Genomic DNA, 23224 nt, shown 5'->3' with positions numbered 1-23224 from the left:
TCCATTGTCCAGCATGCGCGCGGGTGCGTCGCAGCCGCGTGCGTCGCGCGGGAGCGAACGTCGCAGATCGGCGGGTCGCGGCCCTGATGCCGGTTGCCCAGATCTGACACAATGCCCTCCGTAAAGGGGGTGCGCAGAATGTCGACAGCCACCGAATCCGAACGGACACGACCGGTCGATGCGCTCGATGAGCTGATCTCGACGCTCGGTGCCGGGCCCGGCGGTGATCGGGAGATCGCCGATCAGCTCGCCGCCGCGGTCGCGCGCCGTCGGCGGCCGCTGCGTATCCAGGTCGCCGGGCGGGCGCTCAGCGGGCGGAGCACCGTGCTGCGGGCGCTGGCCTTGCTGTCGGCGCAGGAGACCGCGCCGGTCGATCAGCCCGAGCTGCCCGATCCGGTGCTCGACGGTGACCTGGTCATCTATGTCCTCGCCGGTGCGCCGCAGGCCGCGGACCACCGGTTGCTCGCCACCCTGCCCGCCGGGCGCAGCGTCGTGGTGCTCAACAAGGCCGACGCGGTGGGCGCGCGCTGGGGCGAGGCCGTGGCCGCCGCCGAACGGCACGCGCACGAACTCGGCCTGCCGATCGTGCCGGTGGTCGCCTCGCTCGCCGCCCGGACCAGGGCGGGCGCGGTGGATGCCGCCGACCTGACCGATCTGCGCCGACTCGCCGCCGACCCCGACGCGCCCTCGCTGCTGGCCGCCGAACTGTTCATCGGCGCGGGTGCCGACCAGGACGCGCGCCGCAGGCTGATCGAGAACTGGGACCTCTACGGCGTCGACTGCGCCCTGACCGCCCTGCGCGCCGACCCCGACCTGAGCGCCGCCGCGCTGATCCAGATCCTGCACTCCGCCAGCGGGATCGACCCGCTGCACCGGCTGGTCCACCGGCGCTACGAGCAGGTGGAGGCGGTGCGCGGTGGCGAACTCCTCGACGAGCTGTTCCGCCTCGCCGCCCGTGCCGTCCCCGGCGACGGCGGCCTGGCGCGCGAGCGCATCGAGCACTACCTCGCCGGTGACGAAGCGCTCTGGGCCGGACTGTGCGCGGGCCTGGCCTGTCCACAGGTCGCCCACCTCGCCGCCGGCTACCCGTCCCCGGCGCCCGCCGACGCCGACGAAGCCCTCGCCCGCGCCACCCGCTGGCGCGCGGTCGTCTCCAGCGACATGCCGCCCGCCGCCCGCCGTGCCGCCCTGCGCGTCCACCACGGCTACATCAGGGCCTGGGAGCGGATGAGTAGTGCCGGACTCTGACCAGGCCGCGACACCGCTGCCTTCCGAGGCGACCGGTGCGTCGGTACCGACGCAGGCAACACGAGTTTCGACGACCGATGGCGCCGTCGAACCCGCTGCGGCGGATGCGGCAGCTCTTCCCGAGGCTGTCGAGGCAGTGATCGAGCGGTGGAATCCGCAGGGCATCGCGTTGTTGCGGGCGATGGACGAGTCGGGCGGGGGCGGCGGCGTCGTCCTCTACGCCGTCGACGACGCCAACACCACCCTGCTGCGCACCGAACTGGCCCGCTTCGAACCGCGCGTCGACCTGGGCGACCCGGCGACCGTCACCCCGGCGACCGAACCCGCCGCCGCGCTGATCCTGTTCGACGCGGGCAGCGTCATCGGCGCCGACACCCTCGCCCTGATCGACCGGCTGCGCGCGGACGGCACCCGGGTCCTGCTCGCCATGAACGGCTTCCACGCCTATCAGGACTGGCGCGCGATCCGGGAACGCAGCCTGGCCGTGCTCGCGGCCCGCGGACTCACCGACCTCGACGTCATGCCCGTCTCGGCGCGCCTGGCCACCGCCGCCCGCGCCGCCGACGACTCGGCCCTGCTCGACCGCTCCGGCCTCGCCGGACTGCACGCCGCGCTCGCCGCCGCCACCGCGCAGACACCCACCGGCGGCCCCGAACGTCGAGCGGCCGTGCGGGCCAGGGTCCTCGCCGACACCAGGGCCAGGATCGACGAGCAGATCGCCGCGCTGGGCTCGGGCACGGATTCGACCCGGATCAGGGAGGAGCGGGTCGCGCTGCTGGCCGGACGCGACGGCGGCCGCCAGACCGGGCTCTCGGCGGTGCGCAGCCAGGTCCAGCTGGCGCGCGTCGACCTGACCACCGAGGTCGGCTCGATGGTGCGTGCCCTGCACACCCGTTCGCGCGCCGAACTCGACCGCTGCGACCGCGCCGAACTGCGCGTCTACGCCCAACGTCTGCAGCAGGCGACCGGCGAACTGTCGGTCGCGGTCGACGCCGCGATCGACGAGCGCGTCGCCGAGACCGCCCGCCGGATCGGCACCGCCGAACCCGCACCGCGCAGGCGTGATCCGGCCCCGCGGGTCGGCCCGGATCCCGAGCCGAGGCACCGTGGTGTCGAAGATCACCTCATGATCGCGCTGGGGGCGTCGGCCGGTGTCGGCCTCGGCCGATTGGTCGTCGCGCCGCTGTCGCTGGTGCCGACCCTCGACTACGCCAGCGTCCCGGTGACGCTGCTGCTCGGCGCGGCCGCGGCCGCCTGGGTCGTGCGCGCGCGAGGGCAGCTGGCCGAGCGCAACCACATGGCGCAGTGGGTGTCCGAGGCGCTGGTGAATGTGAAAGCCCAGTTCGAGCAGCGTGTGGCGGCGGTGCTCGTCGATGTGGAGGCCGAACTCGCCGAACACGTCGTGCGCGAATCGACGGCGCGCGCGGTCGCCGTCGACCGGCGTGTCGCGGAATTGGACGCGCTGGCCCGGCGCCTGGTGGCCGAGCGCCCGGCTCAGTTGTCGGCCTGTGAGCGGGATATCACCACGCTGGATCGGCTGTGAGCGCCGAGATTGGTGGACCGACCTGTGGGTACTTGTTGGGGAACCCGATTCCGTATCGGTCGTCATATCGCGTTAACCTCTAGGTAGGAACCTGGGCGTCCGCTCCGTGCCAGTCGCTGCGCGGCCTCCGTCCGTGTACGGCCCTCCTGCCGTCCATTGGGGTTGTGCGGTGGTTGCTCGCTGCGGACGCCTTCCCGCCCATGGTGGCGATCGATGGGATTCGCGCTGGTCGACGGCCTGGCCAGTGGGAAGAAAATCGAACAACCGCCCATCTCAGGAGAGTTTTCATGACCTCAGCGACCATTCCTGGTCTTCGTGGATCCGACGGCACCGCGCCGACCGAGCACAGTGAACTGCTCGCCTGGGTACAGGAAGTCGCAGAGCTCACTCAGCCGGACCGCGTGGTCTGGGCCGACGGCTCCGACGCGGAATGGGATCGCCTGACCACCCAGCTGGTCGAGGCGGGCACCTTCAAGAAGCTCGACGAGAAGAAGAAGCCGAACTCCTTCCTGGCGCTGTCGGACCCCTCCGATGTGGCGCGCGTCGAGTCGCGCACCTACATCTGTTCCAAGACCGAAGCCGACGCGGGCCCCACCAACAACTGGGTCGACCCCGCCGAGATGCGCGCCACCATGACCGAGCTGTACCGCGGCTCGATGAAGGGCCGCACCATGTACGTGGTGCCGTTCTGCATGGGCCCGCTCGGCGCCGACGACCCCAAGCTGGGCGTGGAGATCACCGACTCCGAATACGTCGTGGTCTCGATGCGCGTGATGACCCGCATGGGCCAGGCCGCGCTCGACAAGCTGGGCGCCGACAAGCCGTTCGTGAAGGCGCTGCACTCCGTGGGCGCGCCGCTGGCCGAGGGCCAGGCCGATGTGCCGTGGCCGTGCAGCGACACCAAGTACATCACCCACTTCCCCGAGGACCGTGAGATCTGGTCCTACGGTTCCGGCTACGGCGGCAACGCCCTGCTCGGCAAGAAGTGCTACTCGCTGCGTATCGCCTCGGCGATGGCCCACGACGAGGGCTGGCTGGCCGAGCACATGCTGATCCTCAAGCTGATCTCGCCCGAGGGCAAGAACTACTACGTGGCCGCCGCCTTCCCGAGCGCCTGTGGCAAGACCAACCTCGCGATGATCCAGCCGACCATCCCCGGCTGGCGCGCGGAGACCCTGGGCGACGACATCGCCTGGATGCGCTTCGGCGCCGACGGCCAGCTCTACGCCGTGAACCCGGAATTCGGATTCTTCGGCGTCGCGCCCGGCACCAACCACAGCTCCAACCCCAACGCGATGGCCACCATCGAGGCGGGCAACACCGTCTACACCAACGTCGCCCTGACCGACGACAACGACGTGTGGTGGGAGGGCCTCGAGGGCACCCCCGATCACCTGATCGACTGGAAGGGCAACGACTGGGTCGCCCGCGAGACCGAGACGCTGGCCGCGCACCCGAACTCGCGCTACTGCACCCCGATGTCGCAGTGCCCGATCCTGGCGCCCGAGTGGGACGACCCGCAGGGTGTGCCGATCTCGGCGATCCTGTTCGGCGGCCGCCGCAAGACCACGGTCCCGCTGGTGACCGAGTCCTTCGGCTGGGAGCACGGCGTGTTCATGGGCGCCACCATGGGCTCGGAGCAGACCGCCGCCGCCGAGGGCAAGGTGGGCACCGTCCGCCGCGACCCGATGGCCATGCTGCCGTTCCTCGGCTACCACGTGGGCGACTACCTCAACCACTGGATCAACCTCGGCAAGAACGCCGACGCGACCAAGCTGCCGAAGATCTTCTACGTCAACTGGTTCCGTCGTGGCGAGGACGGCCGCTTCCTGTGGCCCGGATTCGGTGAGAACTCCCGCGTGCTGGAGTGGATCGTCGGCCGGATCGAGGGTCGCTCGAGCGCCGAGGCCACCGCGGTCGGCAACGTCCCCTCGGCCGCCGATCTCGACCTGGAAGGCCTCGACGTGGTCGTCGCCGATGTCGACGAGGCCCTCGCGGTGAACGTCGACGAGTGGCGCAAGGAGATCCCCTCGATCGAGGAGTGGTTCGAGTTCGTCGGCGACAAGCTCCCCTCGGGCGTCCGCGACGAGTTCGAGGCCCTCAAGGAGCGCCTGGGCTGATCCCCCCGAACAACGAACCGCCCGCACCGTTTCCGGTGCGGGCGGTTTCGTCTATTCGGCGAAGGGTGCCAGCGCGATCAGCTGGGTGAAGCCGGTGCGCGAGAGCCAGGCGATGCGGCCGTCGGGGACGGCGGCGGCCTCGGCGGCGAAGGCGGTGGTGATTTCGCGCTTGAAGTGGTGGCGGGGGTGGCGGGTGAGGAGGTCGGCGGTCCAGGTCGGGTCGAGGTCGGCGAGACGGTCGCCGAGGACGTCGACCGAGGCGCCCGCGGAGACGAAACCGCCTGGGTCGCTGAGGTTCGCGGCGATGCCGGGGGTGAGGTGGGCGGCGATGGCGGCGCCGATCGTTTCGGCGCGGTCGGGTTCGGCGCCGTGCCGATGGGCGAAGGCCACCGCGCTCTGCGCGCCGACGACGGCGAAACATCTACCCGGAGTTGGTTTTTCGAGCGCAATGTCGTGGAGCAGGCTGGAGACATAGGCGATTTCGTCGTCATAGGAGGCACGGTCGAGGTCGGCGAGCGCGCGGGCGAAGAAGTAGGTGCGGAAGGAGTGCGCGAGCAGCGCGTCCGAGAGTGTCTCGCGCGCATGCTCTTCGGCGGCCTTCGCCAAGGGGGTGTCGGGTAGGCGCAGGCCGTCGAACTCGACCCGGCCGGTGCCGCGTCGGCCCAGCGCGAGGCGAACGCGGCCGGGCGCGAAACCCGCGACGGTGCGCGGCAGGGTCAGCAGCAGGTGGCGGCGTTGCGCGGCGGTGAGGTTGCCGCCGGTGTCGGTGGCCCAGGCCCAGTCCAGGCCTGCCGGGTGTGTGGTCATGCGGATGTCTCCCTCGTCGACGAGCGCGTCCGTTTCAGCAAAGCCGCCACGGCCCGGTCCCGACGAGTGGCAGGCATGCCAGCATTGCTCGGATTCGTGCCAAACTCGGAGCATGCTCTCCGTTGCCGCGCTCGCGTTGGACGGCGTGATGACCTTCGACCTGGCCTGCGCGGTCCAGGCGTTCCGGCACGGTCCGGGCAAGACCGGTGAACCCGTCGGCTTCGACCTGCGCACCTGCGGTGTCCGGCCCGGCCCGGTGTGGACGCCGAACGGCTTCGAGCTGCATGTCGAACACGGCCTCGAACTGCTGGCCGAGGCGGATCTGATCGTCGTCCCCGGGATCGGCCTGCCCACCCTGCCCGCTCCGGAACCCGCGCTGGACGCCCTGCGCGCGGCCTCGGCCCGCGGCGCCACCATCGCCAGTATCTGCATCGGCGCCTTCGTCCTCGCCCAGGCCGGTCTGCTCGACGACCGCCCGGCCACCACGCACTGGGCCTACTGCGACGAATTCGCCGCTCTCTTCCCCGCGGTGAAGCTCGACCCGGGAGCGCTCTACATCGACGACGGCGACATCCTCACCTCGGCAGGCCTGTCCGCGGGCCTCGACCTGTGCCTGCACATCGTCCGCAGGGAACTGGGCGCCGCCGCGGCCGCCGACCTCGCCCGCTGGAACGTGGTGCCACCGCACCGCGAAGGCGGTCAGGCCCAGTACATCCCGCAGCTCATGGGCGGTGCCGACCCGGGCGGTGGCCTCGCAACGACCCTGAGCTGGGCGGTCGCCAATCTCGACAAGGCCAGGGATGTCGCCGCGCTGGCCGCACACGCGTTGATGAGCGAGCGGACCTTCATCCGCCGCTTCAAGGCCGAGGTCGGCACCACCCCGCGCGCGTGGCTGGACGCGCAACGGGTCGGCCGGGCGCGCGAGTTGCTCGAGCGCACCGAATCGCCGGTGGAGACGGTGGCACAGCGGTCCGGTTTCGGCGGCGTGACCGCACTGCGCGATCACCTGCGCGCCGCCACCGGTCTCACGCCCTCGGCTTACCGGCGCTCACTGCGGCACTGACCGGTATTCGCCCCATGATTCCCGGGGTGAATATATGGGTACTTAGGGAAACGTCAGAGAGTCGCTCCCCAACGGGAGCTGCCGTCCCCTATATTCCGTGTCAGCTCCGCCGCATGTCGCACCATCTGAGCTAACTCCCTTTCGAGACTCCTGCACCGCCGACGCGGTCAACGATGAGATCGACGCTGAGAGGTGGTTGACGCATGACCGATCTGGTGACCGGATTCGAGTCCGACACCTACTCGACCACGCCGCTGCATCGGGTGGCGGGCCGCCTGCAGAGCGCACTGCCACCGGGCTGGCGGGTCGATGTGGTCGACCTGCCGGCCCGGGGCGAGGTGGGCGCGCAGCCGGTGCTGCGGGTGCAGATGCCGGAGAACTAGCCGGTCCAACCCATCGGCATCAGGACGGACTTCTGCTCGCAGAATGCGTCGAGGCCTTCGGGGCCGTTCTCGCGGCCGATGCCGGAGTTCTTGTACCCACCGAAGGGCGCGGTCGGGTCGAAGGCGTACCAGTTGATCGCGTAGGTGCCGGTGCGCACCCGCGCGGCGACCTCGACACCGTGCTCGATGTCGGTGGTCCACACCGACCCGGCCAGGCCGTAGTCGGAATCGTTGGCGATGGCGATCGCCTCGTCCTCGGTGTCGTAGGGGATCACCGAGAGCACCGGGCCGAAGATCTCCTCCTGGGCGATGGTGCTCGAGTTGTCGACGTCGGCGAAGATGGTCGGCTCGACGAACCAGCCCTTCTCGACCCCGGCGGGCCGTCCGCCGCCCAGCACGAGCCGCGCGCCCTCTTCCTTGCCCTTGGCGATGTAGCTCTCCACCCGATCGCGCTGCTTTTCGCTGATCAGCGGGCCGAGCTGGGTGGCCGGATCGGTGGGATCGCCGGTCTGCATGGTCTTCACATGCGCGACCAGCGCGTCGATGATCTCCTCGTAGCGGCTGCGCGGGGCCAGGATGCGGGTCTGCGCCACGCAGCCCTGGCCGCTGTTCATCAACCCGGAGAACGCAAGAACGGGAATGCTGGCCGCGAGGTCGGCATCGGGCAGCACGATGGCGGCCGACTTGCCGCCGAGCTCGAGCGAGACGGTCTTGAGCTGCTCACCGGCGATGGCGGCCAGTTTCCGGCCGACCGCGGTGGAACCGGTGAAGGTCACCTTGTCGACGCCGGGATGTCCGGCCAGGTACTCGCTCGCTTCCGCCTCGGCGGGCAGCACCGAGAGCACGCCGTCGGGCAGCCCGGCCTCGGTGAAGATGTCGGCGAGCAGATTCGCGGTGAGCGGGGTGAGCGGCGAGGGCTTGAGCACCACCGTGCAGCCGGCGAGCAGCGCGGGGCCGAGCTTGTTCGCGGCGAGGAACAACGGGACATTCCAGGCGGTGATCGCGGCCACGACACCGCGCGGTTCCCGTGAGACGCGCGAGGTTCCGAACAGGCCGACCCGAGTCTCGTTCCACTGGAACGTCTTCGCGAGCTCGGCGACCGCGTTGAGCGCGGCGACGGCCGGAATCTGGTTGAGTGTCAAGGCCGCTAGCGCGGGCGCGCCCATCTCCGCGGTGAGCGCGGCGAGCAATTCCGGCGAGCGCTGCTCGATCAGCTGCGCGGCCTTGGTGAGTACCTCGGCTCGTTCCAGTGGGGGAGTCGATGGCCACGGTCCGCTGTCGAAGGCGTCGCGGGCCGCGGCGACCGCCGCGTCCACGTCGGCCTTCGTTACCGCAGGCACGCTGCCGACGGTCTCCTCCGTTGCGGGTGAGACCACGGAAATGCGGTCACTACCGGCCGGGGTGGTCCACTTGCCGCCGATGAACAGGCTGTCGTAGTGCATGAGAACACGTTACAGTTTTGCGGCCGGATTGTCTGCAACATGTTCTAATTCGCTGCGGCGCAACAACTGTGAACAGGGCGAATTCCAACCTGTCGGTTCGCTTTTCGGGTAAACGCACTATTGCGTTCTGGTGGTGAAAAGGGGATGCTTTAGCTACTGATCAGCTCGCTCGATTCATCGGACCTTAACAGCGAATTGGGGAGACCGACTCATGGCTGTGCAAGTGATCGGCCGATCGTTGATGACCAGCGACCAGACCGACCATCAAGCGAAGAGTGTGGGCAGCGGGGGATGGGTTGTGTCATTCCTGCCCGGCCGCACACTCACGATCGAGCAGGCAACTGCCGCCATCCAGGCCGCTGAGGCGGTCGCGATGGTCGGAGCCCTCGCCGATCAGGTCGGCCTGACCACGTTGGAGACAGTGGGCCTGGCGATTCAGGAATCGCCGTGGGCCAGCGCGTTACCCGACCCGGTGCGGAGGTCGCGGCGATTGAGCTGGCTGGCCTGATCACTCCTTCGTGGCGATCACTACCAGATTGCTGACCAGTAGCTCGCGGACCATCGGAATGCGGACGAGCCACCACGCCCAGCGCGGGTGATAACGCGGAAAAACCGTACGGACGTCAGCTGAAGTCGTTGCCGCCCAGTGCAAACCCTCCGCCGCGGTCACCGCGAACAAAGATCGGCCGAACCTGTTCTTGGGTTCACGTCCGTGCTTGCGCCGGTATCGGCGTGCCGCGTACTCGCCGCCGAGGTAGTGCCAGAGCCCGGTCTCGTGACCACCGAAGGGCCCGTGCCACACCGTGTAGGAGAACACGATGAGGCCGCCGGGCTTGGTCACCCGGACCATCTCCTCGGCCATCACCCACGGCTGCGGCACGTGCTCGGCGACGTTGGAGGAGAAGCAGACGTCGAAGGCGTTGTCGCGGAACGGCAGTGCCATCCCCGAGCCGCGCACCGATCCGGCCACCCGCAGTCCGGCCGCGTGCATCTCCGACGGGTCGGGCTCGACCGAGACGTAGCGTGCCCCCGCCGCGGTGAACTCGTCGGCGAAGTAGCCGGGGCCGCCGCCGACGTCGAGGACGACGGTGCCGGTGAGGTCGCGTTCGGTGATGTCGGTGTAGAAGTCGGCGATCATCTCGGCGCTGTCGGTCGCGATGCCGCCGTAGAACCGGGCCGGGTCGGACTGCTCGAACCGGAAACTGGTCAGCAGGCGCAGCGAGCGGCGCAGCGTCGCGCGCCGCGCGAAACGGGGCGTACGGCGGCGCTGGACGGGCTGCGCGGTTCTCGGCGGGGATGCGGTCGGCACGGCAGGAGTTTATGGGCATCGCGTCGCGGTGTGGTCGCCTGGTCTGGGGGAACACTCTGCGGCGATAGTGGCGATAGATCCGTGTCGTGCAGGACACACCCGCTAGGGTGGGGGCCGACGTTTGTCCGAAACCGACCCGATTGCGAGCTACGACCGTGCGTGAAGTCCTCCTGTTGTGCTGGCGTGACACGGGGCACCCGCAGGGTGGGGGCAGCGAGCGCTACCTGGAGCAGGTCGGCGCCCAGCTGGCGGCCCGTGGCATCAAGGTCACCCTGCGCACGGCCGGGTATCCCGGGGCGGCGCGGCGTGAGCACATCGACGGGATCGACATCAGCCGCGCTGGCGGGCGCTTCACGGTGTATCCGCGGGCGCTGGCCGCCATCGTGGCCGGTCGGCTCGGTATCGGGCCGCTGCGCGGTGTCCGCCCCGATGTCGTGATCGACACCCAGAACGGCATCCCCTTCTTCGCCACGGCCACGGGCGTGCCGTCGGTGGTGCTGGTGCATCACGGGCACCGCGAGCAGTGGCCGGTGGCCGGGCGGCTGGTCGGGCGGATCGGCTGGTGGATCGAGTCCAAGCTCTCGCCGCGGGTGCATCGCGGCAACCAGTACCTGACCGTTTCACTGCCCTCGGCCGAGGAACTGGCCGTGCTCGGCGTCGACCGCGAGCGCATCGCCGTGGTCCGCAACGGGGCCGAACCGGTCCCCGCCGAGGTCGTCCCCGGTGCCGACGGCACCCGCGCGACCCATCCCCGCGTCGCCGTCCTGTCCCGGCTCGTCCCGCACAAGCAGATCGAAGACGCCCTCACCGCCGTCGCGCACCTGCGCGAACGCTTCCCCGACGTGCACCTCGACGTGATCGGCGACGGCTGGTGGGCGGACAACCTGCGCGACTGCGCGGCGAGCCTCGGCATCGCCGACGCCGTCACCTTCCACGGCCACGTCGACGAACGCCGCAAGCACGAGATCCTGTCCGCCGCGTGGGTCCACGTGATGCCCTCCCGCAAGGAAGGTTGGGGCCTGGCCGTCATCGAAGCCGCCCAGCACGGCGTCCCCACCATCGGCTACCGCAGCTCCCGCGGCCTCACCGACTCCATCGTCGACGGCGTCACCGGCCTGCTCGTCGACGACGCCCCCGCCCTCGCCGAAGCCGCCGCCGACCTACTCGCCGATGCGAAGATCCGCCAGGTCATGGGCGAGAAGGCCCGTGCGAGGGCCCGCGAGTTCTCCTGGGAACAAACCGGCACCGGCGTCCACGAGGTTCTCGCCGCGGCCGCCCGAGGCCAGTTCGTCACCGGCCTGGTCGCCCCACCCGCCCAGGACTGACAACGGCGAACGTCTTCGGCCGTGTGCGAATCAGTCGGCGAAGAGGTCGTCGGCCGCGCGAGCATCAACGGCCCGATCGAACCATGCATCGAGCTCGTCGAGATCCCGGCACGCATTGATCTTGGCTTCCGCGGCTGGCGGGAGCTCGATGCCGCGGCGCTGCAGGATGCGCAGAATGTCGTGGACGCGACCCTCGATGCGGCCCTGCTCGCGACCTTCTTCGCGGAGTCGCTGTGACGTCTCGCCCCGGAAGAACGACAGATCGATCGACATCAGATTCCTCCATATCCGGGCGCCGCGGGTACGGCCGAGACCCAGTTCGACGAGTTCGGTGTAGATCTGAGCGTCATCGTGATCGCCTACCAGGTGCAATGCGGCGGAGAGCGCCTCCAGTATGGCACCGATTTCTGGTCGGGTGGCATGCGTGATCGCAGAAAGCGCCGCTAGGGGTAGGTCGGTGGCTGCGGTCTCGACATCGGTGACAGCGGGGACGTTGTGTGGTCCGAGGACGAGCGGGTGCAGGGTCACGCATGGCCATGTCGCGTGGCCGATGGAGTGCGGGCCCTCTGCCCATGTCGCGGTGGTCCGGTTGCGGCACACGACGACCAGGACCACGGGAATCCCGTACTTCGCGTGGAGGAACGCCAGGTAGTACGCCCACGCGCCGGGGCGGCTGTCGTCCTTCTTGTTCTGTGCTTCGATCACCAGGAGGAAGCTGGACTCTGCCGTGACAATTCGTAGAACTGTGTCCGCGCGACGTTCGATCGGTTCGATCTCGGTGAGATCGACCGATAGGTGTTCGACCTCGATCGGGTCGGGGAAGGGGAGGTCGAGCGCATGGAAGACGCGGGCGAAGGTGCCCGGGTCGTGCCGGAAGATCCGGTGCATCGCTTCGTGATGAGAGCTGACCATAGCGACCGAACATAGATCACTGATGGGACCATGGTTCCATTTGTGCGGCGTGTTCGGGGACATGCGGGCGACGCGCCGGGGGACACTCCGTCAGCGGGTGGTTGGGCGGAGGGCTGCGAGGGTCAGGCCGGCGAGGAGGAGGGTTGCCCAGAGGAGGTGGGCGGCTGCCGAGGTTCGGCGTTGGGTGGGGGTGGAGACGTCGCGGGGGGTGGGGTCGGGGATTCGGTAGAGGGACAGGTCGGTGTCCTGGTAGACGAGTTCGGTTGCGGTGAGGGTGGTTTCGGCGGTGCCCAGGGGGCCGGGGGTGGTGCGTTCCAGCAGGATCCACCCGATGCCGAGGTCGGCTAGTTCGGCGGGGGTGCCGCCGCGGAGGAGGGTGTCCTCGACGGTGCGGGCGCGGTTGCCCTCGCCGGTGACGGCGTAGCCGCGGACGTTGAGTTCGCCGGTTTGCAGGACGTCGTTGGGGAGGATGCGGGGGGCGGGGTCGAGGACGGGAGCTGCTCCGCTGTACGGGAATCGGCGGAACATGCCGCCGGGGAGGATCGCCACATCGCCGGGGCCGTCGATGTTGTCCACGACTTCGGCCCAACCCGCCGGGTAGTGCACCGGGCGCATCTCGCCGCCGACTCCCCAGGCCAGGTCGGCGAGCGGGAAGATGAGTAGCGCAATGAAAAGTGCTGCGACAGCGTTGATTCCAGTGCGACTCGACCTGACCTCCGCCGAATCGTTCTCCGCATCAATCGAGTCCGCGGCGCGCGCCGCACTGCTGTCCGTACGCCCTGGCACGGCGGCGTCGACCGCTGGCCCCGGCTCGGGGGTGCCGACCGCAACCGTCTCGAATTCAGCTGTGTTGGTTCGGGTTTGGTGGATGTCACCGTTCGGTGCGCGACCGTCGACGGTGATTCGACGCCACCACGTGAGGACGGTCCGACAAGCCGCGGCTGCGCACAATGCGTAGGCGGGCATGGCCAGGGCGACGTATTTCTGGGTGTCGCGTAGCAAGCCCGCGCCAGGGATGTGCACCATCGACCACTCCCCGGCCGCGAGCCCCCACCCGGTGGCGCCGAGCGCGGGCAGCACGATGGCTACCGCCGCGATGACCAGCAGCGTCCGGCCGTCGCGCCCGCTCGCCCACACCGCGCGGACCCCCAGCGCGACGATCACGAGCAGCAACAGGGTGCCCACCAGGGCCAGTGGCGTCGTCCGGCTCGCGGGAACCGCCTCGCCGTTCCAGATCCCGCCGAGTCCGGCCAGACTCCCCAGCGTCCCGAGCCACGGTTCGGCCCGCGCCGCGAACGCCGCCACCCCGGCCGGGTCCGACGGCTCGGCCCCCGACCCGAGCGCGGTCGCGGTCAGCCAGGGCGCGCATGTGGCGATCCACAGCGCGAGCGCGGGCAGGAACGCCCGCCGCCCGATCAGCGCGAGTCCGACCACCGCTGCCAGCAGCGATCCCGTCGGCGTCAACCCGGCCGCCGCGAAGCACGCCGCAAGCGCGCCCCACTCACCGACGGTCTGCCTCATTCCGCCCGTGCGCCCGGCTCTGCCGCGCCGCCCTTGGTTCCCGTTCGTGTCCTGTGCCTGCCCGACGCTGTCACTCGACCTGGCCGTGGCCGGCGATTCACCGCCGGATTCCGCTGTACTTCCGGTCGTCGCCGAGGTGGCGGGGACGGCGCGGTCGGCAGAGCCGGTGCGGATACGGGCGACGAGGGCGGTCCAGGGGAGGTTGCGGCGGGTAGAGCCGCTGCGGGCGATCCAAGGGACGGCGCGGTGGGTAGAGCCGGTGCGGATGTGGGTGGCGGCGAGGGCGGTCCAGGGGAGGGCTGCGTAGCCGGTGAGCAGGCTCCAGTGGCCTTGGAGGAGACGTTCGGCGACGAAGGGGTTCCACAGGGCGAGGGTCGCGGCGAGAAGCTGGGCGCCGGTACCGGCATCGACGAAGCGGCGAGCGAGGACGGCGGCGCCGTAGCCTGCCGACCACAGCGCGACGATCAGGATCGCCTTCACCAGGATCCCGCCGTCGATCACCGGCGAGAGGACCGCGAGCAGGGCGTCTTGGGGGACCGCACGTGGGGCCGCGGCGCCGAGACCGAGGGCGGAGTCGGTGAGGTAGGAGCGGGGCGTGCTCACCGCGTCCCGCAGCAGCAGGTATCCCGACCCGGCCAGTGGTCCGACGATGATCAGCGTGAGCAGGGCGCAGTACCCGGCGACCAAGACCCTCGCACGCCCACCACTACCCGTCACGTCAGTGCACCTTACGTCCCGGCTCGCGCCGCCACACGGCCCCCGCGAAGTTACGGCCTGCCCGGTGATCGGGGTGGCGACCGCGTCCGGCGCGTCGAGGTGCGACGATGGGGCGTGTCTTCGGTCCGTCGTCCGCCTGTTGTTGCTGATCTGACCTGGGTGACGGCTGGTGCGATGACCGCCAACGTCGCCGGGTACCTCCTGCAGTTGTTGGCGGGACGCTGGCTCGGCGTGGCCGGGTACAGCGAGTTCGCGAGTCTGCTCGCCGTGCAGCTGCTGTGCGCGGTGCCCGCGCTGGCCATGCAGAACGTGGTCGCGCGCGAGGTGGTCCGCGGGGCGAGTCTGCGCGCGGTGCGATCCATGCAGTGGCGGTGCGCGGCGCTGGTGGCCGCGGTCGCGGTGGTCCTCGTGCCGGTGGTGGCCGAGGTGCTGAACGTGGGCGTGTGGGCGGCCGCCGCGGCGCTCGGTGCGGCGCCCGCGCTGGTCGTGCTCTCGGGTGAACAGGGAATCCTGCAGGGCGGCAACCACTTCCGCGCTCTTGCGACGGTGCTCGCGATGGCGGGAACCGCCCGCGTCGTCCCCGCGCTGATCGCCTTCGCGCTCGGTGGTGGCGCCGCCGGCGCGCTGTGGGCGGGTGCCGCGGGCATCGTCGTCGCCGCACTCGTCGCGGCCCGCATCGCCCGCACCACCACGGGCACCCCGGTCAACGACCGCGAGCTCGGACCTGGCCTACCGCCCGGACCTGGCCTACCGCCCGGACCTGGCCTACCGCCCGGATCCGCCCTACCGCCCGGATCCGGCCTGCCACCCGAATCCGGCCAGCTATCCGGATCTGGCCTGCCACCCGAATCCGGCCAGCTATCCGGATCTGGCCTGCCACCCGAATCCGGCCAGCTATCCGGACCTGGTCTGCCACCCGGACCCGGCCAGCGTCGCGAGGCCGAACCCGTGCACCACACGTCGACCAAGCACGCCGCGAAACCCACCTCGTCCAGGGCGAAAAACGGCGCGATCGGCGTCCTACCGGTCCTGCGCGCCGTGCAGGTGCAAGCCGCGCTGATGGCCCTGTCCTCGGTGGACCTGATCGTGGTCCGCATCGTCCTCGACGAGGTCGACGCGAGCCGCTATTCGCTCGGCACCATCGCCACGAAGATCGCCTTCTGGCTCCCGCAGGCGGTGGGCGTGGTGCTGTATCCGCGCATGGCCAAGCCGACGCAGTCGGCGCGCGCGATCCGCGACGCGCTGTCGGTGCTGTCGCTGATCGGCATCGTCGCGGTGATCGGTGCCGCCGTGGCCGCGCCGCTGGCCCCGCTGTTCGCCGGGCAGGACTACGCCCCGATCCAGAGCATGCTGTGGCTGTTCGCCCTGCACGGCGCGATCCTGGCGGTGTTGCAGGGCGCCCTGCTGTCGGCCATCGCGGTGGAGCGCACCGCCCTGGCCGCTGTCACCTGGATCGGCCTCGCCGTCGAAGTGACCCTGATGCTGACCTTCGCCCGCACCATCGGCTCGCTGATCGGCACGGCCGTCGCCGTCGCCGCCGTGACCACCGCGATCGTCGGCCTGGTCGTCCTGCGCACCGCTGCGCGAACCACCCCACACCACTGACGACGGCGGCCCCGGTCGCAATGACCGGGGCCGCCGTCTGGAGCGAGTGTCCTCAGGGACGTTTGTTGATGTCGATCTGCTCGGTGGGCCCGTCGTAGTCCCCGCGCGGGAACTGCGTGGTCGGTGCCTCGTCGGCATCCCAGTCCGAGGCCGCCGTCGCACCGGAAGCCGCCGCGGGCGCTGGGGTGGTGCGGCCACCGCGCGGGGACGCGTGGGCGGGAGTGCCACCGCTGCCGCGCAGGCCGAGGAACAGGCCGGCGAGCAGGGCGAGCACGCCGAGAATGCCGAGCACGATCGGGACGGTGCGGCCGAACAGCGACAGCTTGTCGGTGTTCTCCTTGGCGATCTCGAGCTGCGACTCCACGGTCGCCTCGTCGAACACGATGTGCGACTTGAGCGCGGTCACCTCGGGCTTTTCGGCCGTGCGCGCGTAGTACAGGTGCAGCGACTCGCCACCCTTGACGACGGTGCCGGTCTGCGGCTCGACCCACAGGTCACGCACGTTGGTGTAGTACCGGTTCATGGTGACGGGCTCGTCGGGCTCGACATCGGTGACGCCCCACTTCGACGCGGGCAGGGTCAGCCGGTTGGCGGGCGACTGCACGACGTCCCAGGTGTTGGTGGCGGGCACCGTGTTCTGGAAGCGGTAGACCTTGGTGTTGTTGATCTCGGTCTCTTCGATGAAGTTCGCGTCGAAGGACTGACGGGCGTTGATGTCGAAGTACGGGTAGGTCTTCTTCTCGGTGCCGATCGGGAACCGGTAGCCGATACCGGTGTGCTGCACCGGCTCCATGACACTGCCCTCCCGGTCGACGGTGACCGCGATCGACCCGTTGGGGTCCGCCTCGACGGGCATGCCGGTGGTGCGGGAGATGGTGACGCGGTCGATGGTGGCGGTGAGCAGGCCGGTGTCGCCCTGCACGTCGGTGCGGCGCAGCGTCTGGCCCGCCTGCAGCGTCATCTCGTCGGCGTCGGAGGGCTCCTCGACGGTGACGAAGCGCTGCGAGACCAGCGGCACATCGGTGTTCACGACGGCCGGACCATCGCCGGTGGTCAGCGACCTGGAGTCGAGGACGAGGCTGTCCTCGCCCGGCTGATTCACCGCGATCGTGGTGATCTCGAGATCGAGCGGAGTCTTGGCCACCTTGCTCACCGTGTAGGTGGGGATCATCAGCGCGGCGACGAGTAATGCCGCGCCCAGACCCACGAGCACGCAGGCGACCGTCCTTCTGGTACCGGCACTCAGTGCCATGCAAACTCTCCTCGTCGTTCGAACACGGATAATCCGGTGGTCTGGTATTGCACCACAGGCACTCGTGAGCCCCGACACTAACAGCCCGAGATCCCAGTGTGCGGTGCTGTGCCCTGGAAAACGCCGACACGGCAGACTGGAACCCGATGACGACCGCCACCGCCCCCGTACCGCCACCGCGCGCCTTCATTCCCGCCCTCGAAGGCATGCGCGGGATGGCGGCACTCGGTGTACTGGTCACCCATGTCGCGTTCCAGACCGGCGCATCGAAGATCACGGTGCTCGGGCCGATCCTGGAGCGCTTCGACATGGCGGTCGCGGTGTTCTTCGCGCTGTCGGGGTTCCTGCTGTGGCGTCCGCACGCCGCGGCCGCCTACGGGGTGGGCAAGGCGCCCTCGACCGGGCGTTATCTGCTGCACCGGGTCGCGCGGATCATGCCCGCGTACTGGGCGGTCGTGGTGTTCGTGCTGGTGCTGCTGCCCGGCGCGGCCCAGTCGGCGAACCTGAAGGTGTGGGTGTCGAACCTGTTCTTCCTGCAGGTTTTCGTGCCGTTGACACTGACCGAGGGCCTCACGCAGATGTGGAGCCTGTCGGTGGAGGTGGCCTTCTATCTGTTGCTGCCGCTGCTGGCCTGGTCGGTGGTGCGGTTGCGCGGCCCGGCGGTCCGGTGGCGGCTGCCGGTGCTGGGCACGCTGATCGCGGTGAGCCTGACCTGGAATCTGTGGCCCGTGCCGACGCCGGACGCGATCCACGCCGACAACTGGCTGCCCGGCTATCTGCCGTGGTTCGCGGCGGGCATGGTGCTGGCCGAGCTGATCCACCGGGCCCGCCCCGGCACGTGGTGGGGCCCGCTGCTGGCGAGTCAGCCGCTGATGTGGGCCGTGGCGCTGGTGGCCTTCCTGATCTCGGCGACCGAGTTCGGTGGTCCGGCCGGGCTGGAGCGGGCCGAGCCGTGGCAGTACGCGGTGAAGATGGCGCTCGGCATGGTCATCGGGTTCGGCCTGATGGCGCCGTTGGTGCTGCGTCCCGCCGACGCCACCCCGCACCGCTGGCTGGAATCACCCGCCGCGGCGATGCTGGGGCGCTGGTCCTACGGCATCTTCCTCTGGCACCTGGTGGTGCTGACCATGGTCTTCCCGGTGTTCAGCCTGATGCCGTTCAGCGGGCACTTCGTCTACGTGCTCATCCTGACCACCGTGCTCACGTTGCCGCTGGCCGCGGCGAGCTACGCGCTGATCGAGGAACCCGCGCGTCGCTGGGCCCGGCGCTGGGACAAGCGCGCCGAGAGCAGTCGCACCACTTCCTCGGGCACCGAGAGCCCTGCCGCACGCTGAACGGTGCCGTCCGCGGCGGGTCACGCCGTGGTGTTCGCCTGCGTACCGGCCTACGCGATGGACCAAGTCGTGCGGCGGACTGTTGGTCAGCGCCGACGCGGCAGGGCCGCGACCCCGACGGCGACCACGGCGATGACCGCCGGTGCCTGCGCCCACAGCGAGCCACCCATGTACTCGGTTCCCGAGCGCCACGTCCCCGTGGACAGCGCCGCCATCGACAGCATCGTCCCGATTCCGGCGACCCACGGCAGCACCCGCGCCGTGAGCGCGGGCCGGAATCGACTGCAGCCCAGCGCGATCAGCGTGCACACCGCCCCGAACGGTCCGGCGACGACGGCGGTGACACCGGTCAGCCCGACCGCGGCGAGCCAGTGGACACCCCACGTCACCGGCGCGGGACCGGGATCGGGCACCGGCCGTCGACGGGGAATCGCCAGCAGCACAAGCGGAATCAGCAGAAGCAGCCCACCGAAGATCGCCAGTCGGTACCAGCGGTCGGCCGGGAACGACACTGTGATCTCGCCGGTGGTGCCGTCCGGGATCAGCCACCCCTGCTGCCAGCCGTCGACCACCACGGGTGTCAGCTCGCGCCCATCGGCGGCATGCGCCTCCCAGCCGACATTGGTGCTGAGCGGCAGCACGAGCAGCTGGGCGCCCGGATCGGAGGGTCCGGCGGGGAACGAATCGGTGCGGATCAGCCGCATCCGGTCGACGGTGAACAGCTCGGTCGGCACCACCGTGAGGTCGGGATTGCCGGGCAGCAGTTCGATGTCGGCGGCGTCCTCCTCGCACGCGCGTGCGGAAACCGGTGCGCCGGAGCGCAGTTCATCGGCCGTGGCGGTGACCGTGGTGTGCACGGCGCGGCCGCCGATGGCGATCACGGGTCCGGCGTCGCAGCCGATGGTGACGAGCCGGTCGCCGGGCGCGTGCGCCGGATACTCCGGACCGAGCACCTCGACTTCGGCCAGCCCGGTCGGCTGGGTGAGGACGAAACCGAGCGCGGTGCGGTCGAGCACCGTGTTCCAGCGCTGGATGCTGATCTCGACGCGGTCGGTCTCGGTGGGGTGCAGCGAGATCCGGGCGGGTTCGCCGTGTTCGCGTTCGGGCAGTTCCCTGACCTGCGGGCCGTTGCCGAGGTTCACCGTGACGGCGGTGGCTGTGGCGGGCAGCCCGCCCAGTGCGGTGGTGATGTCGAGCCCGGTGACCACGGCGGGTTCGGGAAGTTCCAGTACCAGTGTGGGTTTGGCGCCGGTGGGTTCACGCACGGTGGCTTCCGGCGCGATCCAGGTTGTCTTCGGATCGCCGTCGGTGGCGGCGAAGGCCGCGCCGCGCAGGTCGGCGACATCGGCCTTGCCGCGCGCCACCGGCCGCGAGTGGTCGGTGAGCAGGGCTTCGAGTGCGGGCCCCGGCCGGGTGCGGACCGTGAGATCCGTACCGACGGTGAGTGGTTCGGGCACCGCGATGGTGCGGTTGAACACGCCGGGCTCCTCGGCGGGCAGGCCGAGTCCCTTGCTGCAGTGCACGCGGTCGGGTCCGTCGAAACAGGCGCTGCGGCCGGGGAATTCCTGGCCGAGATCCCAGCCGGTGGGGATGGTTCCGGCGGCCACCTCGGGCAGCGCTATGCGGTGGCGGATGTCGACGCGCACCGGTGCGTCACGCACGCTGTAGTCGTCGAGGGTGAGGTCGCTGATGCCGAACTGGCCACCGCGGGTGCCTCTTTCGGTGCGGGCGGCGGTGATCATCACCCAGTCGGTCTCACCGGCGGGCAGCGCGACCGTCACCGGTGCGCCGGGCTCGGTGATCCGCGCCGACACGGTGCCGCGCGCGGTACGGACCTCGACCCACTTCACCGGATCGCCCAGCGCGGCCGCCGCCGTGGTGAACCGCAGCGATCCGGAGGTGATGGGCTGGTCGAGATCGAGCCGAAGCCACTGTCCCAGTGCGGATTCGGCGCCGTTGCTGATCCAGGCGGTACTCGGATCGCCGTCGACGGCCGCGGCGGTGGAACTGCCCGGCGCGGCCCCGCCGATCTGGGTGGCGTCGGCGGCGGAGCTGGACGCGGTGACTTCGGCGCCCGACCACTCGCCCTGCACGAGACCGGTTCCCTCGACGGGATAGTCGGGCACCAGGTTGTGCGTGCGCCGGGCGTCGTCGGGGGCGCGGACCGCGGAGTTGTGGTTGTCGACCCGGCCGAAATCGGTTTCGCGGTCCATGGGGGTGTCGGTGATCAGCGTCGGCTGCGGCGGCAGACCGGCCCGGCGCGCATCGGCGTCGAGCAGGATCGGGGCGGTGGGGTCGCCGGTGTCGCGGCGGAGGCGTTCGAGCACCTCGGGACCGCCCTTGACGACCGGGACCGAGTCGAGCGGAACGGTGTAGGCGCCGGGGAAACCTGGTGGCGCGCCCGTGCCACCGCGCACGTCGACGGGCGTGCCCGGCGGCGGCACATCGACCCGGTAGATCTCGATCGCCGGGTAGGCGGGCAGCAGATCGTTGTCGACGACCAGTCCGGCATCGGCCGCGCGCGGCCCGATCAGCGCGCCGAACTCGGCGACCTTGGTGAGTCCCGGCGAGCCCTCGATGGCCTGGTGCGCGAGCATCGGCCGGGTCGAGCGCGAGGTCTCCGGGTCGAGGTCGTTGCGCAGGACAAGGACGCCGATGCCCTGATCGGCGAGGGTGGCGGCGAGTCCGGTCGAGGGTCGGCCGTCGGCGATGAGGCGCTGCACCGAGTCCATCGCGCGGATGGTGCCCGGCGGATTGAGCGGCACCGAGTCGCGTACCGCCCAGGGCGTACTCGCCAGGGCCTGGAGCGGTTCGTCACGGGTGAGTCCCCAGATCTGACTGCCGAACGGCGCGCCGGGCACGACGAGCGCGCGGGTGTCGGCGGCATTGTCGGCCAGCCATTGCGCGGTGTCGGTCCAGTAGGCGGGCACCCGGTCGTAGGCGCCGCGCGGGGCGAGGCGCGCGGTCCAGGCCAGCGAGGTCGCCAGCATGAGCGCGGCCAGGATCAGGGCGGCCACCGCGACGAGCCTGCTCCGCTCGGGATGGGCGAAAGCATTGCGCCACACCGGCAGCGGCGAGGAGGCGGGCAGCGGCACCCGGCCGAGCAGATGCGCGAGACCGACCACCAGCGGCAGCCGGATCAGCGGCTCCAGCTTGTGCACATTGCGCAGCGGCGCGCCGCCGGAATCGAGGAACACCCGCACCGATTCGGCGAAGGGTCCACCGAGCGTGCCGACGTATCCGGCGCAGATGCCAGCCAGACCGACACACAGGATCAGCACGAACCGGCCCCGGTACGGCATCGACGAGCGCGCCAGCCCGGCCATGCCCGCCGCGGCGAGCAGGCCGGTCGCCAGCACCGCGCCGGGCTGGGTCACCAGCACCGCGCCCGCGATGCGCTCGGGCGAGACGAACGGCGTCCAGCTGTCGGTGCCGCGCAGCACCTCACTCAACGACGCCCACTGCGTCGTCACCCCCGAGGACTCGATGTAGTCGAGGAACGGCGGACTCACCTTGCCCAGCAGCAGCAGCGGCACGGCCCACCAGAAGGTCGCCAGGACCAGCAGCGGAATCCAGGCCAGCGTGAACCGCCACCAGCGCCGATTGGGGCGGTACGAGGCCCACCACAGCGCGGCGGGCAGGAACGCCGCCACCGTCGCCACCGCGTTCACCGACCCCATCAGGGCCAGCGCGAGCGCACTGCCTGCGGGCGAGAGCGCGCCACCACGGCCAAGCCGCGGTTCGCTGCCACGATCCTTGGTCGCGCCCGAGGTGTCGTCGTCTGGAGCCCGGCTCGAAATCGCCGCGCTCTCGGACCCTGCGGGGTTGCCGGCGCGTTTACGCTCGAAGCCCTTGCCGTCGCGGGACCGACTCCGCATCGCGACACCGAGCGCCGCGGGTGCGAGCAGCACCCAGGGCGCGAGCATCATCGGGAGCGTTTCCGAGGAGATCGAGCCGAGGGTGGTCAGCACCCGAGGCGACAGCGCGAACGCGATACCCGCGATCACCCGCGACCCGCGCGCTCCGATCCCGAGGGTCTCGCACAGCTTGACGATGCCCCAGAACCCGGCCAGCAGCAGCAGCGCCCACCAGACGCGCTGGGTGACCCAGGCGGGCACATTCAGCAGATGACCGGCGGAGAAGAACGCGCCGTGCGGGAAGAAGTAGCCGTAGGCCTGGTTCTGCACCTGGCCCATCGGGGCCTGGCTGCTCCACAGGTGAGCGGCCCGCGCGAGGAATCCGAGGGGGTTCTGCGCCAGGTCGTATTTGGTGTCGGCGACGGTGAGGCCGGGCGCCTGCGCGAAGGTCAGTACGAAGGCGGCGACAACCGAACCGACGAACCAGCGCCACCCCAGTGGCGCCTTGTCCAGATGCCCCTTCTCGGGGCGCGACGCGCGGGCGTCGGGCTCAGCGGCTGCCGTATTCAGGGGCGTTGAGCAGCGAGGAGTCCTTGTCACCGCTGCGGTCGATCGAGGGCGCCGTGTTCTGCTGCACCGCTGCCGTGATCGCGAAGACGGCGATTGCGCTCAGCAGGGCGCCGCCGACCGCGCTGGCAACAGCCGGAACAGCAAACTTCATCGCGCACTCCAATACGCTCGACTAGGGGCCTGTCTCCGGCCAACCTAGCAGGTGCGGGGCCGCAG

The 23224-nt window shown here is 70.4% G+C and carries 17 protein-coding genes; 9 read left to right on the top strand and 8 right to left on the bottom strand.

The annotated features are described in order from the left end of the window. Window positions 1–138: 138 nt before the first annotated feature. The 3 genes from ACFVVM_RS17195 (at window position 139) to ACFVVM_RS17185 (ending at window position 4911) form a co-directional block, all read left to right on the top strand. Window positions 139–1248, top strand: coding sequence for a hypothetical protein (locus ACFVVM_RS17195; protein ID WP_387618715.1), 1110 nt, complete (start codon window positions 139–141; stop codon window positions 1246–1248). Continuing rightward, window positions 1235–2791, top strand: coding sequence for a hypothetical protein (locus tag ACFVVM_RS17190; RefSeq protein ID WP_387618712.1), 1557 nt, complete (start codon window positions 1235–1237; stop codon window positions 2789–2791). The genes ACFVVM_RS17195 and ACFVVM_RS17190 overlap by 14 nt, the downstream gene beginning before the upstream one ends. 287 nt (window positions 2792–3078) lie before the next feature. Further along, window positions 3079–4911: a phosphoenolpyruvate carboxykinase (GTP) gene (locus ACFVVM_RS17185; protein ID WP_387618709.1), complete on the top strand. Its 1833-nt coding sequence runs from the start codon at window positions 3079–3081 to the stop codon at window positions 4909–4911. Window positions 4912–4962: 51 nt separating this feature from the next. Here the strand turns inward: ACFVVM_RS17185 and ACFVVM_RS17180 are convergent, their stop codons facing one another. Further along, window positions 4963–5718, bottom strand: coding sequence for an HD domain-containing protein (locus tag ACFVVM_RS17180; RefSeq protein WP_387618706.1), 756 nt, complete (start codon window positions 5716–5718; stop codon window positions 4963–4965). A gap of 112 nt (window positions 5719–5830) precedes the next feature. Between ACFVVM_RS17180 and ACFVVM_RS17175 the strand changes: the two genes are divergently transcribed. Beyond that, window positions 5831–6781, top strand: coding sequence for a GlxA family transcriptional regulator (locus ACFVVM_RS17175; RefSeq protein WP_387618704.1), 951 nt, complete (start codon window positions 5831–5833; stop codon window positions 6779–6781). Between the two features lie 203 nt (window positions 6782–6984). Continuing rightward, window positions 6985–7164, top strand: a complete 180-nt coding sequence (locus ACFVVM_RS17170; RefSeq protein ID WP_387618702.1) for a hypothetical protein — start codon at window positions 6985–6987, stop codon at window positions 7162–7164. Here the strand turns inward: ACFVVM_RS17170 and ACFVVM_RS17165 are convergent. Further along, window positions 7161–8606 (bottom strand): aldehyde dehydrogenase, encoded by a 1446-nt coding sequence (locus tag ACFVVM_RS17165; RefSeq protein WP_387618700.1) that lies wholly within the window; start codon window positions 8604–8606, stop codon window positions 7161–7163. The genes ACFVVM_RS17170 and ACFVVM_RS17165 overlap by 4 nt on opposite strands. Before the next feature lie 241 nt (window positions 8607–8847). Here ACFVVM_RS17165 and ACFVVM_RS17160 point away from each other — a divergent pair, with 241 nt between their 5' ends. After that, window positions 8848–9114, top strand: coding sequence for a hypothetical protein (locus tag ACFVVM_RS17160; RefSeq protein WP_387618697.1), 267 nt, complete (start codon window positions 8848–8850; stop codon window positions 9112–9114). Here ACFVVM_RS17160 and ACFVVM_RS17155 read toward each other — a convergent pair whose 3' ends face one another. Beyond that, entirely contained in the window at window positions 9115–9915 is an 801-nt protein-coding gene (locus tag ACFVVM_RS17155) for a methyltransferase domain-containing protein (RefSeq protein WP_387618694.1), read from the bottom strand. Window positions 9916–10070: 155 nt separating this feature from the next. Here ACFVVM_RS17155 and ACFVVM_RS17150 point away from each other — a divergent pair, with 155 nt between their 5' ends. After that, the gene (locus tag ACFVVM_RS17150; protein WP_387618691.1) at window positions 10071–11240 is read left to right on the top strand and encodes a glycosyltransferase family 4 protein; all 1170 of its coding nucleotides are present in this window, start codon (window positions 10071–10073) and stop codon (window positions 11238–11240) included. A gap of 30 nt (window positions 11241–11270) precedes the next feature. Here ACFVVM_RS17150 and ACFVVM_RS17145 read toward each other — a convergent pair whose 3' ends face one another. Then, complete coding sequence (locus tag ACFVVM_RS17145) at window positions 11271–12128, bottom strand: hypothetical protein (RefSeq protein WP_387618688.1); 858 nt, start codon at window positions 12126–12128, stop codon at window positions 11271–11273. 114 nt (window positions 12129–12242) lie between these two features. Beyond that, window positions 12243–14390, bottom strand: coding sequence for a hypothetical protein (locus tag ACFVVM_RS17140; RefSeq protein ID WP_387618685.1), 2148 nt, complete (start codon window positions 14388–14390; stop codon window positions 12243–12245). 174 nt (window positions 14391–14564) lie between these two features. Here ACFVVM_RS17140 and ACFVVM_RS17135 point away from each other — a divergent pair, with 174 nt between their 5' ends. Continuing rightward, window positions 14565–15995: a polysaccharide biosynthesis protein gene (locus ACFVVM_RS17135; protein ID WP_387618682.1), complete on the top strand. Its 1431-nt coding sequence runs from the start codon at window positions 14565–14567 to the stop codon at window positions 15993–15995. A gap of 52 nt (window positions 15996–16047) precedes the next feature. Here ACFVVM_RS17135 and ACFVVM_RS17130 read toward each other — a convergent pair whose 3' ends face one another. Beyond that, the gene (locus ACFVVM_RS17130) at window positions 16048–17247 is read right to left on the bottom strand and encodes a DUF3068 domain-containing protein (protein WP_387618679.1); all 1200 of its coding nucleotides are present in this window, start codon (window positions 17245–17247) and stop codon (window positions 16048–16050) included. Window positions 17248–17393: 146 nt separating this feature from the next. Here ACFVVM_RS17130 and ACFVVM_RS17125 point away from each other — a divergent pair, with 146 nt between their 5' ends. Further along, window positions 17394–18581 (top strand): acyltransferase family protein, encoded by a 1188-nt coding sequence (locus ACFVVM_RS17125; RefSeq protein ID WP_387618676.1) that lies wholly within the window; start codon window positions 17394–17396, stop codon window positions 18579–18581. Between the two features lie 86 nt (window positions 18582–18667). On the opposite strand, the gene ACFVVM_RS17120 is transcribed toward ACFVVM_RS17125, so the two are convergent. Beyond that, on the bottom strand, window positions 18668–22951 hold the full coding sequence (locus ACFVVM_RS17120; protein ID WP_387619252.1) for an alpha-(1->3)-arabinofuranosyltransferase: 4284 nt from the start codon (window positions 22949–22951) through the stop codon (window positions 18668–18670). A gap of 37 nt (window positions 22952–22988) precedes the next feature. Next, window positions 22989–23159: a DUF2613 domain-containing protein gene (locus ACFVVM_RS17115; RefSeq protein WP_022566695.1), complete on the bottom strand. Its 171-nt coding sequence runs from the start codon at window positions 23157–23159 to the stop codon at window positions 22989–22991. Window positions 23160–23224: the final 65 nt, after the last annotated feature.

Origin of the sequence: Nocardia sp. NPDC058176, assembly GCF_042883805.1 — a bacterium.
Taxonomy (GTDB): Bacteria; Actinomycetota; Actinomycetes; order Mycobacteriales; family Mycobacteriaceae; genus Nocardia.
Note: the sequence above shows the minus strand (reverse complement) of the source record. Positions and strands in the feature narration are given on the sequence as shown.